General features: G+C 68.9%; 12 protein-coding genes. 6 read left to right on the top strand and 6 right to left on the bottom strand.

Annotation, left to right across the window (positions count from 1 at the left end; translation table 11 throughout):
- Positions 1-46: 46 nt before the first annotated feature.
- Both ACFZBB_RS14185 and ACFZBB_RS14180 read right to left on the bottom strand, forming a co-directional pair.
- Complete coding sequence (locus tag ACFZBB_RS14185; protein WP_355336654.1) at positions 47-1,129, bottom strand: inositol-3-phosphate synthase; 1,083 nt, start codon at positions 1,127-1,129, stop codon at positions 47-49.
- Positions 1,130-1,152: 23 nt separating this feature from the next.
- Positions 1,153-1,797, bottom strand: coding sequence for a PadR family transcriptional regulator (locus tag ACFZBB_RS14180; protein ID WP_355336653.1), 645 nt, complete (start codon positions 1,795-1,797; stop codon positions 1,153-1,155).
- Positions 1,798-2,210: 413 nt separating this feature from the next.
- On the opposite strand from ACFZBB_RS14180, the gene ACFZBB_RS14175 reads away from it, so the two are divergent.
- Positions 2,211-4,985: a transglycosylase domain-containing protein gene (locus ACFZBB_RS14175; protein ID WP_391121414.1), complete on the top strand. Its 2,775-nt coding sequence runs from the start codon at positions 2,211-2,213 to the stop codon at positions 4,983-4,985.
- Between the two features lie 107 nt (positions 4,986-5,092).
- The gene (locus ACFZBB_RS14170) at positions 5,093-6,637 is read left to right on the top strand and encodes a glycosyltransferase 87 family protein (protein WP_391121411.1); all 1,545 of its coding nucleotides are present in this window, start codon (positions 5,093-5,095) and stop codon (positions 6,635-6,637) included.
- Positions 6,638-6,674: 37 nt separating this feature from the next.
- Here ACFZBB_RS14170 and ACFZBB_RS14165 read toward each other — a convergent pair whose 3' ends face one another.
- The 3 genes from ACFZBB_RS14165 to ACFZBB_RS14155 form a co-directional block, all read right to left on the bottom strand.
- Positions 6,675-7,715, bottom strand: a complete 1,041-nt coding sequence (locus tag ACFZBB_RS14165; RefSeq protein ID WP_355336651.1) for an alanine racemase — start codon at positions 7,713-7,715, stop codon at positions 6,675-6,677.
- Between the two features lie 81 nt (positions 7,716-7,796).
- Positions 7,797-8,918 (bottom strand): peptidoglycan bridge formation glycyltransferase FemA/FemB family protein, encoded by a 1,122-nt coding sequence (locus ACFZBB_RS14160; RefSeq protein ID WP_391121408.1) that lies wholly within the window; start codon positions 8,916-8,918, stop codon positions 7,797-7,799.
- 164 nt (positions 8,919-9,082) lie between these two features.
- Positions 9,083-9,391 (bottom strand): hypothetical protein, encoded by a 309-nt coding sequence (locus tag ACFZBB_RS14155; RefSeq protein WP_355336649.1) that lies wholly within the window; start codon positions 9,389-9,391, stop codon positions 9,083-9,085.
- A 281-nt stretch (positions 9,392-9,672) separates the two neighbouring features.
- On the opposite strand from ACFZBB_RS14155, the gene rpsF reads away from it, so the two are divergent.
- From rpsF to rplI, 4 genes are all read left to right on the top strand, one after another.
- A complete protein-coding gene (rpsF, locus tag ACFZBB_RS14150; protein ID WP_093711983.1) occupies positions 9,673-9,963 on the top strand; it encodes a 30S ribosomal protein S6 in 291 nt (96 codons plus the stop codon).
- A gap of 99 nt (positions 9,964-10,062) precedes the next feature.
- On the top strand, positions 10,063-10,671 hold the full coding sequence (locus ACFZBB_RS14145; protein WP_355336648.1) for a single-stranded DNA-binding protein: 609 nt from the start codon (positions 10,063-10,065) through the stop codon (positions 10,669-10,671).
- A gap of 49 nt (positions 10,672-10,720) precedes the next feature.
- Positions 10,721-10,957: a 30S ribosomal protein S18 gene (rpsR, locus tag ACFZBB_RS14140; RefSeq protein WP_031512678.1), complete on the top strand. Its 237-nt coding sequence runs from the start codon at positions 10,721-10,723 to the stop codon at positions 10,955-10,957.
- A gap of 19 nt (positions 10,958-10,976) precedes the next feature.
- Complete coding sequence (gene rplI / locus ACFZBB_RS14135) at positions 10,977-11,426, top strand: 50S ribosomal protein L9 (RefSeq protein WP_188280712.1); 450 nt, start codon at positions 10,977-10,979, stop codon at positions 11,424-11,426.
- Between the two features lie 185 nt (positions 11,427-11,611).
- Here the strand turns inward: rplI and ACFZBB_RS14130 are convergent, their stop codons facing one another.
- A complete protein-coding gene (locus tag ACFZBB_RS14130; RefSeq protein ID WP_391122249.1) occupies positions 11,612-13,102 on the bottom strand; it encodes an MATE family efflux transporter in 1,491 nt (496 codons plus the stop codon).
- Between the last annotated feature and the right edge of the window lie 150 nt (positions 13,103-13,252).

Below are 13,252 nucleotides of genomic sequence, written 5' to 3'. Positions count from 1 at the left end.
GCTGTGGCGCCGTGCCGCGTGAGGCGGCGTTGTCCGGCTCAGCCGGTCAGCGCTCGACCTCGCCGCGGATGAACTTCTCCACGTTGTCGCGGGCCTCGTCGTCGAAGTACTGCACCGGCGGGGACTTCATGAAGTACGAGGACGCCGACAGGATCGGGCCGCCGATACCGCGGTCCTTGGCGATCTTCGCCGCGCGCAGCGCGTCGATGATGACACCGGCGGAGTTCGGGGAGTCCCAGACCTCCAGCTTGTACTCCAGGTTCAGCGGGACGTCACCGAAGGCGCGGCCCTCGAGGCGGACGTACGCCCACTTGCGGTCGTCCAGCCACTGCACGTAGTCCGACGGGCCGATGTGGACGTTCTTGGCACCCAGCTCACGGTCCACGATCTGCGAGGTGACGGCCTGCGTCTTGGAGATCTTCTTGGACTCCAGGCGCTCGCGCTCGAGCATGTTCTTGAAGTCCATGTTGCCGCCCACGTTGAGCTGCATGGTGCGCTCCAGCAGGACACCGCGGTCCTCGAAGAGCTTCGCCATCACGCGGTGCGTGATGGTGGCGCCCACCTGGGACTTGATGTCGTCACCGACGATCGGCACACCGGCCTCGGTGAACTTGTCCGCCCACTCCTTGGTGCCGGCGATGAAGACCGGGAGGGCGTTGACGAAGGCGACCTTCGCGTCGATGGCGCACTGCGCGTAGTACTTGGCCGCGACCTCGGAGCCGACAGGCAGGTAGCAGACGAGGACGTCGACCTGGCGGTCCTTGAGGATCTGGACGATGTCGACCGGGGCCTCGGTGGACTCCTCGATCGTCTCCCGGTAGTACTTGCCGAGACCGTCGTTGGTGTGGCCGCGCTGGACGGTCACGCCGCTCTGCGGGACGTCGCAGATCTTGATCGTGTTGTTCTCGCTGGCCCCGATGGCGTCCGCGAGGTCGAGGCCGACCTTCTTCGCGTCGACATCGAAGGCGGCCACGAACTCGACGTCACGTACGTGGTAGTCGCCGAACTGCACGTGCATGAGACCAGGCACCTTGCTGTCCGGGTCGGCGTCCTTGTAGTACTCGACACCCTGCACCAGCGACGCGGCGCAGTTGCCTACGCCAACGATGGCTACGCGAACCGAACCCATACCGGTTGCTCCCTGTGTAATCGTCACGCGGTTCCCCGGTTTTCGGGTCGGCCGCCGTTCTCTTGGTTGTTGTCGTGTGTGTCCTGCTCGGAGTCCGGGCGCGTGGTGCTGCGTCCGGCCCGCTCGGTCTCGATCAGCTCATTGAGCCAGCGGACCTCGCGCTCCACCGATTCCATGCCGTGCCGCTGAAGCTCAAGCGTGTAGTCGTCGAGCCGTTCGCGGGTGCGCACGAGTGAGGCGCGCATCTTCTCCAGCCGTTCCTCGAGGCGGCTGCGCCGCCCCTCGAGGACCCGCATCCTGACGTCCTTCGACGTCTGCCCGAAGAAGGCGAAGCGAGCGGCGAAGTGCTCGTCCTCCCAGGCGTCCGGGCCGGAGTGGGCGAGCAGCTCCTCGAAGTGCTCCTTGCCCGCGGCCGTCAGCCGGTAGACGATCTTCGCCCGGCGGCCGGCGAGGGGTGTCGCGGGCGGATCGCTGTCCACCACCGACTCCTCGATCAGCCACCCCTGAGTGACCAGCGTCTTCAGGCAGGGATAAAGACTGCCGTAGCTGAAGGCGCGGAACACCCCGAGCGAGGTGTTGAGCCGCTTGCGCAGCTCGTAGCCGTGCATAGGGGACTCGCGCAGCAGACCGAGAACCGCGAATTCGAGGATTCCGGAGCGCTTGCTCAATCCCTCGTCCCCTCGTTCCGGCCGGTCGCCGCTGTCCCGTACTGTGTGCCGACCCGATGCCTCCGCACGATGCATCGGAGCGATGTGTCGGTGCGATGTATCGAGTCGATACATCGGGACGATAGAACGGTTCGACACATCATGCAAGGCGGTCCGCGGTGACCACCGTCACAGCGGGTGTCACAACATGAAACCTGTGAGGTCTCAACCGTCCGTTATGTGATGAACGCTCGCATCGTGCGTCTTTTGACCGTGCGTACTCTGTTCGCCATGCAGAGCACCGGGAACCCTGGGACGTCGGCGTGCGTCTTGGTCCTGGGTGCAGTGCGGCCTGACACAGCCGCACTCAGGGGGACAGACCGGAATGTCATCGATGCCTGCAGGCGATCCCGCCTGTCGAGGAGTAGCTGTTCATGAGCGAGCACCGTCGCAAGCCGCCGCAGTCGCCCTCCGGCGGCCGTGCTGCCGCCAGGCGCGGGGGACAGCAGCCGACGCCCCCTGCGTCAGGCGGCCGACGCGCGGCCGGCGGCCCCCCCGCCGGTTCCCGTAGCGGTATGCCCAGTGGCGGTACGCCGCCCGGCGGTACCCCGGGCGCCGTACCCGGCCGTCCCCCCGGCCCTCCCCCTGGCCCTCCCGGCGGTTCCCCTTCCGGCACCGGCGGCCCCGGCGCCCCCTACGAAGGACGCGCCGCGGCCCGCCGCGCCGCCCAGGGGCGCGGCGGTGGCGGCAACGGCAACGGCGGCGGTCGCCGCCGAGGCACCGGCGGCCCCGGTGAACCCGGCGGCCCCGCGGGCCGAGGAGGCCGCAGGCCCGCCAAGAAGCGCTTCATCGACTACCCGCGCTTCGGCAAGGAGGGCTGGCGGCACTGGGTGCCCTCCTGGCGCCAGGTCACCGCGCTGTGCATCGGCTTCGTCGGCACCCTGGTCGGCATCGCGGGCATCGCGTACGCCATGGTCGACATCCCCGACGAGAACAAGGCGGCCGTCGCCCAGAACAACGTCTACTACTGGGCCGACGGCACCCGCATGGTCGCCACCGGCGGTGACTTCAACCGGCAGAACATCACGTACGACCAGATCCCCAAGGCCATGCGCTACGCGGTGATCTCGGCCGAGAACAAGACCTTCGAGACCGACTCCGGTGTCGACCCGATGGGCATCACCCGCGCGCTGTTCAACATGGCCAGGGGCGGCGAGACGCAGGGCGGCTCGACCATCACCCAGCAGTACGTGAAGAACTCGATGCTCGACCAGTCGCAGACGGTCAGCCGGAAGTTCAAAGAGCTGTTCATCTCCATAAAGGTCGGCGCGAAGGTCAGCAAGAACGACATCATCACCGGCTACCTGAACACCTCGTACTTCGGCCGCGGCGCCTACGGTCTCCAGGCCGCCGCGCAGACGTACTACGGCGTGGACGCGGTCAAGCTCGACCCCAGCCAGTGCGCCTTCCTGGCGGCGTTGCTCAAGGGCCCGACGTACTACGACCCGATAGGCGCCACCAACATCGACACGTCGGCCACCGCCGAGGCCAACACCAAGCGCTCCACGCAGCGCTGGGGCTGGATCCTCGACCAGGAGGTCAAGTACGGCCACATGACGACGACCGAGCGCGCCAAGTACACCAAGTACCCGATGCCCCAGGGGCTGAAGGTGCAGGCGGGCATGAGCGGTCAGATCAGCTACCTGGTCGACACGGTGAACAACTACGTCACCACGCACTCCTCGCCGAAGATCACCCAGAAAGACCTTGACCTGGGCGGATACCAGATCTACACGACCTTCGACAAGGCCAAGGTCAACGCCCTGAAGAAGTCCGTCGAGGCGGTCCGCAAGGCGAACATCAAGCCCGGCGGCTCGCACAAGTACCTGGGCGACGACCCCGACTACAAGGGCACGGACGCGGACAGCAATGTGCAGTTCGGCGCCGCCTCCGTGGTGCCGGGCGACGGCAAGATCGTGGCCATCTACGGCGGCGAGGGCTACGAGCACAACGAGTTCAACAACAACGCCAACACCGCCGGTGTGCCGGTCGGCTCGACCTTCAAGCCGTTCGTGCTCTCCGCGGCCATGATGTACGGCACCAACCACAGCGACGGCAAGCCCATCACGCCGGACAGCAAGTACAACGCCAACGACCTGCTGGTGATCAAGGACCACGACGGCAATGTGGTCCTCGACAAGGAGAACAAGCCGTTCCGGCAGAAGAACGAGGACTCGATCAAGCACGGCTACGTCACGCTGACCAAGGCCATGCAGAACTCGATCAACACCCCGTTCGTCCAGCTCGGCGAGGACGTCGGCCTGCCCAAGGTCAAGGCGACGGCGGAGAGCGTGGGCCTGCTCGACGAGAGCATGGCCACCATGGTGCCGTCGTTCTCCATCGGTACGTCCACGCCCAGCGCGATCCGGATGGCCGACGCGTACGCCACCTTCGCCAAGTCCGGCGTGCAGGTGGACCCGTACTCGGTCACCAAGGTGATCCACAACGGTGACCAGATCAACGGCTTCTCGCGGCCCAAGCCCAAGCAGGCGCTGCCGGACAACATCGCCAACAACGTCACCAAGGTCCTCCAGAACGTGGTCGAGAACGGCACCGGCACCAAGGCCAAGGCCCTGGGCCGTACCGCGGCGGGCAAGACCGGTACCACCGACAGCCCCGGCGGCACCCGGTCCGCGTGGTTCGTCGGCTACACCCAGCAGCTCTCCACGTCCGTGGTGATGTTCCGCCAGGACACCAAGGCCAAGAAGCTGCTGCCGATGTCCGGCACCGGCGGCAACTCCTCCATCCACGGTGGTGACCTCCCGGCCACCATCTGGACCGACTACATGAAGGCCGCCCTCGGCAACTCCGAGGACCCCGGCTTCCCGGACGCCAGCAAGATCGGCGAACCGCAGAACGAGCCCGGCGCCCCGTCGCCGACGCCGTCCATGACGACGCCGCCGCCGAGCCCGACCGACACCGCGACCACCCCACCGCCCACCACGACGACGCCGCCGACCACCCCGCCGACGACGCCGCCCACCACGCCGCCCACCACGCCGAGCGGCCCGTGCCTGCCGTGGGACCAGACCTGCAACACGCCGACGCCGAGCGACACCCCGACCACGTCGGGCAGCACCGGAGGACCGGGCGGCGGCGGAGGCAACAGCGGCGGAACATCCACCCGCAAACCCGGCGACGGAGGATGACGGACGGCGGCTGACGGGGGACGGCGACCGTCGCTGACAGCAGACAGCGACGGTTGGTGTCCCCGGAGACTCTCGCTCACACAGACCGGTACGGCAGGATGTTCGCCATGACGAGCGTGCGCGACCGCGAAGAGGCCGACCGGCGAGAGCTCCCCGTGCGACCCTCCGACGAGGACCCGGTCGCCGCGGCCGGCAGTGAGTTCCTGGGCGGGCCCGCCGGACGGTGGGCCCGCTCCGGCGGTTACCGCTGGTGGAACCCGGTCCGCGTGATGGTGCTCGTCGTCATCGGGATGTTCGCCCTCGGCATGGCGCAGAAAGCGTCCTGCTACTCCGGCGGCTGGTTCCAGGGCGGCTCCCCGCAGTACATCCACGCCTGCTACTCCGACATCCCGCACCTGTACTCGCAGCGCGGCTTCGCCACCGACCTGGTCCCGTACTTCGACCGGATCCCGGACTCGGTCTCCGGCAGCGGCTTCCACTACCTCGAGTACCCGGTGCTCACCGGCCTGTTCATGGAGGTCGCCTCCTGGCTGACCCCGCACGGCGGCGACCTCCAGCACCGCGCGCAGATCTACTGGATCGTGAACTCCGCGATGCTGATGATCTGCGCGGTCGTGCTCGTCACGTGCGTGGCGCGCACCCAGCGGCGGCGCCCCTGGGACGGCCTGCTCATCGCCCTGTCCCCCGCGCTCGCGCTCACCGCGACCATCAACTGGGACCTGTTCGCCGTCGCCCTGACCGCCGTCGGCATGCTGCTGTGGGCCCGCAGCCGACCGCTGGCCGCGGGCATCCTGATCGGCCTGGCCACCGCGGCCAAACTCTATCCCGTCCTGCTGCTGCTCGCGCTGTTCCTGCTGTGCCTGCGCGCCGGGCGGCTACGGGCCTTCGGCACGGCCCTCGGCGGCGCCGTCCTGTCCTGGCTGGTGGTCAACGGGCCGGTGATCCTGCTCGCCCGGCACGGCTGGTCGGAGTTCTACAGCTTCAGCCGCACCCGCGGCGTCGACTACGGCTCGCTGTGGCTGATCATCATGCAGCGCACCGGCAACCCGCTGACCGGCGTGAGCGCGTACGTGGCCGCCCTGATGCTGCTGCTGTGCGCCGGGATCGCCGCCCTCGCGCTGTACGCCCCGCGCCGCCCGCGCTTCGCACAGCTCGCCTTCCTGCTGGTGGCCGCGCTGGTGATCAGCAACAAGGTCTACTCGCCGCAGTACGTGCTGTGGCTGCTCCCGCTCGCCGTGCTCGCCCGCCCGCGCTGGCGCGACCTGCTGATCTGGCAGGGCGCCGAGGTGCTGTACTTCATCGGCATCTGGATGCAGCTCGCGTACGTCACCGGCGGCACCAAGCACCATGGTCTGTCCGCCGACGGCTACCACCTCGCCATCGCCGTGCACCTGCTCGGCACGCTCTACCTGTGCGGCATGGTCATCCGCGACATCCTCCTGCCGCAGCACGACGTACTGCGGCAGGACGGCGACGACGATCCCTCGGGCGGGGTCCTGGACGGCGCGGAGGACGTGTTCGTGCTCGGCGCCGTCCACCACGAGCCGCGCCACGCGGCGCCCTTCGCCGGACAGCGGGTCGAGTGGGGCACCACGATGCCGACGGACTCCGCGCCCACGACGCCTTCGCCCGCGGTGGACGAGAAGGACTAGCGACGGACGAGACGACTGGAGAAGGGCGACAGGCGTCCTACGACGGGTGGCGGTCCACGACCCGGTCGAACTGGGTCGTGGTGTGCCGCAGGTGCGCCACCAGCTCGTCGCCGACCGCGGGCGGCGCCACGTCACCCGGCAGGAACAGGATCGACACCTGCATGTGCGGCGGCTCCGCGAACCAGCGCTGCTTGCCCGCCCACACGAACGGCGACAGATTGCGGTTGACGGTCGCCAGGCCCGCCCGCGCGACCCCCTTGGCCCGCGGCATCAGACCGTGCAGCGCCTTCGGCGCCTCCAGGCCCACGCCGTGCGAGGTGCCGCCCGCCACGACCACCAGATGGCCGTCGGCGGCCGACTTCTCCTGCCGGTAGCCGTACCGGTCGCCCTTGACGATCCGCGTGACGTCGAGCACCGCGCCGCGGTACTCCGTCGCGTCGTGGTCGCCGAGCCACATCAGCGTGCCGATCCGCGCCCGGAACCTGGTCTGCGGGAACTGCTGCCTGAGCTGCGCCAGTTCGGTCGCCTTGAGGTGGCTGACGAACATCGTGTGCAGCGGCAGCCGGGCCGCCCGCAGCCGCTCCATCCAGGCGAAGACCTCCTCGACCGCGTCCGTACCGTCGGTGCGGTCCAGCGGCAGGTGGATCGCGAAACCCTCCAGGCGTACGTCGTCTATCGCCGTGTGCAGCTTGACCAGGTCGTCCTCGGCCACGCCGTGCCGGCGCATGCTGCTCATCACCTCGATGACCACCCGCGCGCCGACCAGACCGCGCACACCCTCCACCGAGGACACCGAGCGGATCGCCCGGTCCGGCAGCGGCACCGGCTCCTCGCCCAGCCGGTACGGCGTCAGCACCAGCAGGTCGCCGCTGAAGTAGTCCTTGATCCTGGCGGCCTCGTACGTCGTGCCGACGGCGAGCATGTCGGCGCGCAGCCGGGTCGCCTCGTCGGCGAGGCGCTCATGGCCGAAGCCGTACCCGTTCCCCTTGCATACCGGCACGATGCCGGGGAACTGGTCCACCACGGACTGGTGGTGTGCACGCCAGCGTGCGGTGTCGACGTACAGGGTGAGGGCCATGGCCTGGTCGGGACCTTTCCTTGAGCGAGCCTTCGGCGGGCCGCGCGCGGGCCTTGTCGGGGCCCATGCGCGGGCCCGGGGTCAGCGACGCGACATGTAGATGTCGAGCGCCTTGTGGAGCAGCTTGTTGAGCGGGAAATCCCACTCGCCCAAGTATTCGGCAGCCTGCCCGCCCGTGCCCACCTTGAACTGAATCAGACCGAACAAATGGTCGTTCTCGTCCAGGGAATCGCTGATTCCGCGCAGATCGTAGACGCTGGCGCCCATCGCGTACGCGTCCCGCAGCATCCGCCACTGCATCGCGTTGGACGGCCGCACCTCGCGCTTGTGGTTCGCCGAGGCGCCGTAGGAGTACCAGACGTGCCGGCCGACGGTCAGCATCGTCGCCGCGGCGACCGCCTCGCCCTCGTGCACCGCCAGGTAGAGCCGCATGCGGTTGGGGTCCTCGGCGTTCAGCGAGGTCCACATCCGCTGGAAGTACGACAGCGGGCGCGGCCTGAAGTGGTCGCGCTCGGCCGTCACCTCGTAGAGCTTCTGCCAGGTCGGCAGGTCGTCGTAGCCGGCCTGGACCACCTCGACACCGGCCTTCTCGGCCTTCTTGATGTTGCGCCGCCAGAGCTGGTTGAAGCCCTTGAGGATGTCGTCCAGCGAACGGTTCTCCAGCGGGACCTGGTACACGTACCGCGGCTGTACGTCGCCGAAGCCCGCGCCGCCGTCCTCGCCCTGCTGCCAGCCCATCCGGCGCAGCTTGTCCGCGACCTCGAAGGCGCGCGGTTCGATGAAGTCGGCCTCCACGTCGCGCAGCCGCTTGACGTCCTGGTCGGCGATGCCGGTCTTGATGGTGTTCGCCTCCCACCGGCGGATGATCACCGGCGGGCCCATCTTCACGGTGAAGGCGCCCTGCTGCTTGAGGTGGGCGAGCATCGGCTTCAGCCACTCGTCCAGGTTGGGCGCGTACCAGTTGATGACCGGGCCCTCGGGCAGATACGCCAGGTACCGCTTGACCTTCGGGATCTGCCGGTAGAGCACCAGACCGGCGCCGACGATCTGGCCGGTCCTGTCGTCGATCCAGCCGAAATTCTCCGACCGCCACTCCGACTTCACATCAGCCCATGCCGGGACCTGGCAGTGGCTTGCCGAGGGCAGGCTCTGGATGTACGCCAGATGCTGCTCGCGGCTGATGGTCCTCAGGGTCAGGCTCATGCGGGGCGCTCCCCAAACTCACGACGAACTCACGACTGCGGGCTGGAATGCTCACTACTTGCTTGTGGTGGGTTTCCGGTGCTGTTTTCTGGCCCGAAGCCTACTGCGCGGGGGAAGCGCCCTCGCTACTGCTCGCCGGTGCTGTCGGCGACTGTCGGCCGCCGCTACCAGAGCCCGCCGAACAGCCCGCCGTGCGCGACACCGATGTAGAAGCCGACCGCCGCCATGCCGAGGCCGATGACGAGAGCGAACCGCTCCGCCGTGGTCGCCGAGATGAACTGGCCGTAGCCGCCGGTGAGGATGCCGACCAGACCGGTCCAGGAGCTGAGCAGATGCAGGCTGTTGAAGGCCGAGGAGATGATCGCGATCGCGCCGAGGACGACGGTCACCGCGACCAGCGTGTTCTCCAGCGGGTGCGGCCGGCCGTCGGTGTTGAAGGTGAGGTGGTGGGTCCGTTCCGCGTGCTGTGCCATGGGGCACCTCCGTGACGGAGTAGATGTGTCCAGATTGGGGGCAAAAGGGGGCGGATTTCAACCCGGGGGACCTGTGCGGGTAGTCTGTACGGTCTGCACCGGTGTCTGTGTGCGTGGGCCGGGCCTCGCCCGACTCGACGGAACGGTCATCAGACCGATTCGTCGCTCGACTGTCTGTCACTCGACTGTCAGTGCCCCGCGCTACCGTTGCGACGCAGATACAAACCCTCCTGCCACGGAAACGCCGTGGCCGCCTGAGTCCAAAGGAGGTGGGTTCCCCTATGCGTCACTACGAGCTCATGCTCATTCTCGACCCCGATCTTGAGGAGCGCGCTGTCTCCCCGCTGATCGAGTCCTTCCTCGCCGTCGTCCGCAATGGTGGCGGCAGCGTGGAGAAGGTCGACACCTGGGGCCGTCGTCGCCTCTCCTACGAGATCAACAAGAAGCCCGAGGGCATCTACTCGGTCGTCGACCTCAAGGCCACGCCTGAGGTCGTCAAGGAGCTCGACCGTCAGCTCAACCTGAACGAGTCGGTTCTGCGGACCAAGGTCCTCCGCCCCGAACTGCACTGAGCTCTCCGCTCAGCGCACCGGGGCAGTAACCGAGTAGTAGCCAGCAGTAGTCAGTAGCAGCAGCCAGAAGCAGTCAGCACACCGCCGAGAGGTCATCCCATGGCAGGCGAGACCGTCATCACGGTTGTCGGCAATCTTGTCGACGACCCCGAGCTGCGCTTCACCCCGTCGGGTGCGGCGGTCGCGAAGTTCCGAGTCGCGTCCACTCCGCGCACCTTCGACCGGCAGACCAACGAGTGGAAGGACGGCGAGAGCCTGTTCCTCACCTGCTCGGTCTGGCGGCAGGCGGCCGAGAACGTCGCCGAGTCGCTCCAGCGAGGCATGCGCGTCATCGTGCAGGGCCGGCTGAAGCAGCGGTCGTACGAGGACCGTGAGGGCGTCAAGCGGACGGTCTACGAACTGGACGTCGAAGAAGTCGGCGCCAGCCTGAAGAGCGCGACGGCCAAGGTCACCAAGACCAGCGGTGGCGGTCGTGGCGGTCAGCAGGGCGGCGGGTTCGGCGGAGGCGGCGGCCAGGGCGGCGGCGGCAACTGGGGCGGAAGCTCTGGTGGCGGCCAGCCCCAGGGCGGCGGCGGTGCTCCCGCCGACGACCCGTGGGCGACCAGCGCGCCGGCCGGCGGCGGCCAGGGCGGCGGTGGCGGTAACTGGGGCGGCGGCTCCGGTGCCGCTTCTTCCGGCGGCGGCTACTCGGACGAGCCGCCCTTCTAGGGCGGGCATCCTCACTTCTTGATCGCAAGATCGCATTAGGAGAATCACCATGGCGAAGCCGCCCCCGCGCAAGCCGAAGAAGAAGGTCTGCGCGTTCTGCAAGGACAAGACCGTGTACGTGGACTACAAGGACACGAACATGCTGCGGAAGTTCATTTCCGACCGCGGCAAGATCCGTGCCCGCCGCGTCACCGGCAACTGCACGCAGCACCAGCGTGACGTCGCCACGGCCGTGAAGAACAGCCGTGAGATGGCGCTGCTGCCCTACACGTCGACCGCTCGATAAGGAAAGGGTGACCTGAAGCATGTCGAAGATCATCCTTACCAACGAGGTCAGCGGCCTGGGTGCCGCGGGCGACATCGTCGACGTCAAGCCGGGCTACGCCCGCAACTACCTGATCCCGCGTGGCTTCGCCATCGCGTGGACCAAGGGTGGCGAGAAGGACGTCGAGCAGATCCGCCGTGCCCGCCGCATCCGCGAGATCCACTCGCTGGACGACGCGAACGCGGTCAAGGCGCAGCTCCAGGGCGTCAAGGTCAAGCTCAGCACCCGCGCCGGTGACACCGGCCGGCTGTTCGGCTCGATCACCCCGGCCGACATCGCCGCGGCGATCAAGACCGCCGGTGGTCCGGCCGTCGACAAGCGTCGTCTCGAGGTCGGTTCGCCGATCAAGACGCTGGGCGCGCACAAGGTGACGGTGCGACTGCACCCCGAGGTCGAGGCCGTCCTCGACCTGGAGGTCGTGGCCGCGTAATCGCGACCGGTGTGTTCCACGTGGAACAGCGAGGGCCGGGCACCCCGATTGCGGGGGTGTCCGGCCCTTCGTCGTTCCGGGTGCGGCGGGCGCTGTGAGGTCTGGCCGCTCGCTGTGAGGTGTGTCGGGCGGCGCCTCGCGCTCTCAGCGAGTGCCTCGGGCTCCTCAGCGGGCGGCTCGGGCTCTCAGCGGGCGGCGCCCGTGACGATCCAGCGGCCGGAGCGGGCCCGGAGCCACAGGGCGGCGAGCCGGGTCAGCATCATCAGGGTCATCGCCCACCAGAGCGCGGTCAGCCCCCAGCCGAGAGCGGGCACGGCCAGCGCGGCGGGCGCGAAGACGGCCAGCGTCCCCAGCATCGACCAGGCGAGATACGGCCCGTCGCCCGCGCCCATCAGCACGCCGTCCAGGACGAAGACGATGCCGCAGACCGGCTGCGCCAGCGCGACCACCAGCAGCGCGGACGTCAGCGCGTCCCGTACGGCCGGGTCCGAGGTGAACAGCGGTCCGATCAGCGGCCGGGCCAGCGTCACCAGCAGCCCCAGGACGACCCCGCAGGCCACTCCCCACTCGATCATGCGGCGGCAGGCGGCGCGGGCGCCCTCGGGGTCGTCCGCGCCCAGGTAGCGGCCGATGATCGCCTGTCCCGCGATGGCGATGGCGTCCAGGGCGAAGGCGAGCAGGGACCAGACGGTGAGGGTGATCTGGTGGGCGGCGATCTCGGCGTCGCCGAGCCCCGCGGCGACGGCGGTGGCGATGAGCAGGACGGCCCGCAGGCTGAGGGTGCGGACGAGGAGGGGGACGCCGGCTCGGGCGCAGGCGCGTATGCCGGCGGGGTCGGGGCGCAACAGGGTCCACAGGGCGGAGCGTGCACCCGTACGGGCATCCGTCGCCGTGTCGTGTCGCGGTGCGTCGTGTGGCGCGGCGTCGTGTCGCGGCGCGAGGTGCCGCGCTGTGTCGTGCCGCGTCGTGTCGTGCCGCGTCGCGAGGTGCGGCGTGGCGAGGTGCCGCTTGGCGCCGCGGATCACCACGCACACATAGACGGCCGCCATGCCGTTCTGGGCGATGACCGTGCCCCACGCGGAGCCCGCGATGCCGAGTCCCGCGCCGTACACCAGGCCCGCGTTGAGCCCCGCGTTGGCGGCGAATCCGCCGACCGCCACGTAGAGCGGGGTGCGGGTGTCCTGGAGGCCGCGCAGGACGCCGGTCGCCGCCAGCACCATCAGCATCGCGGGGATGCCGAGCGAGCTGATCCGCAGATACGTGGTCGCGTACGGGGCGGCGGTCGGCGACGCGCCGAACAGGTCGACCACGGCCGGGGCGGCCGGGAGGACGACGGCGATCACCAGCGCGCCCAGCAGCAGCGCGAGCCAGATGCCGTCCACGCCCTGGCGGATCGCGGCGGGCAGGTCGCCCGCGCCGACCCGGCGGGCGACGGCGGCGGTGGTCGCGTACGCCAGGAAGACGAAGATGTTGACGGCGGTGGTGAGGAGCGCGGCGGCAACGCCGAGGCCCGCGAGCTGGGCGGTGCCGAGATGGCCGACAACCGCGCTGTCGGCCATGACGAAGAGGGGTTCGGCGACCAGCGCGCCGAAGGCGGGGACCGCGAGGGCGAGGATCTCCCGGTCGTGGCGGCGCCGGGCGGGCCTGCGGGGGGACGAGGCCGGATCCTTCTCCACTGCGGGCTTGGCGACCGGATTCACATGCACAGGGTAATCGTCCACAAGTAAGAGGTAAAGGTCACCCTCGACTATTACTGGTGACTGCGTAGAGTGATCTCCTCCGCGTTGTTTGTGGCGATCTTGGGCCGACCGTGAATTTTTTTCTCC

Origin of the sequence: Streptomyces sp. NPDC008139 (assembly GCF_042957025.1) — a bacterium.
In the GTDB taxonomy this organism is placed as follows: domain Bacteria; phylum Actinomycetota; class Actinomycetes; order Streptomycetales; family Streptomycetaceae; genus Actinacidiphila.
Note: the sequence above shows the minus strand (reverse complement) of the source record. Positions and strands in the feature narration are given on the sequence as shown.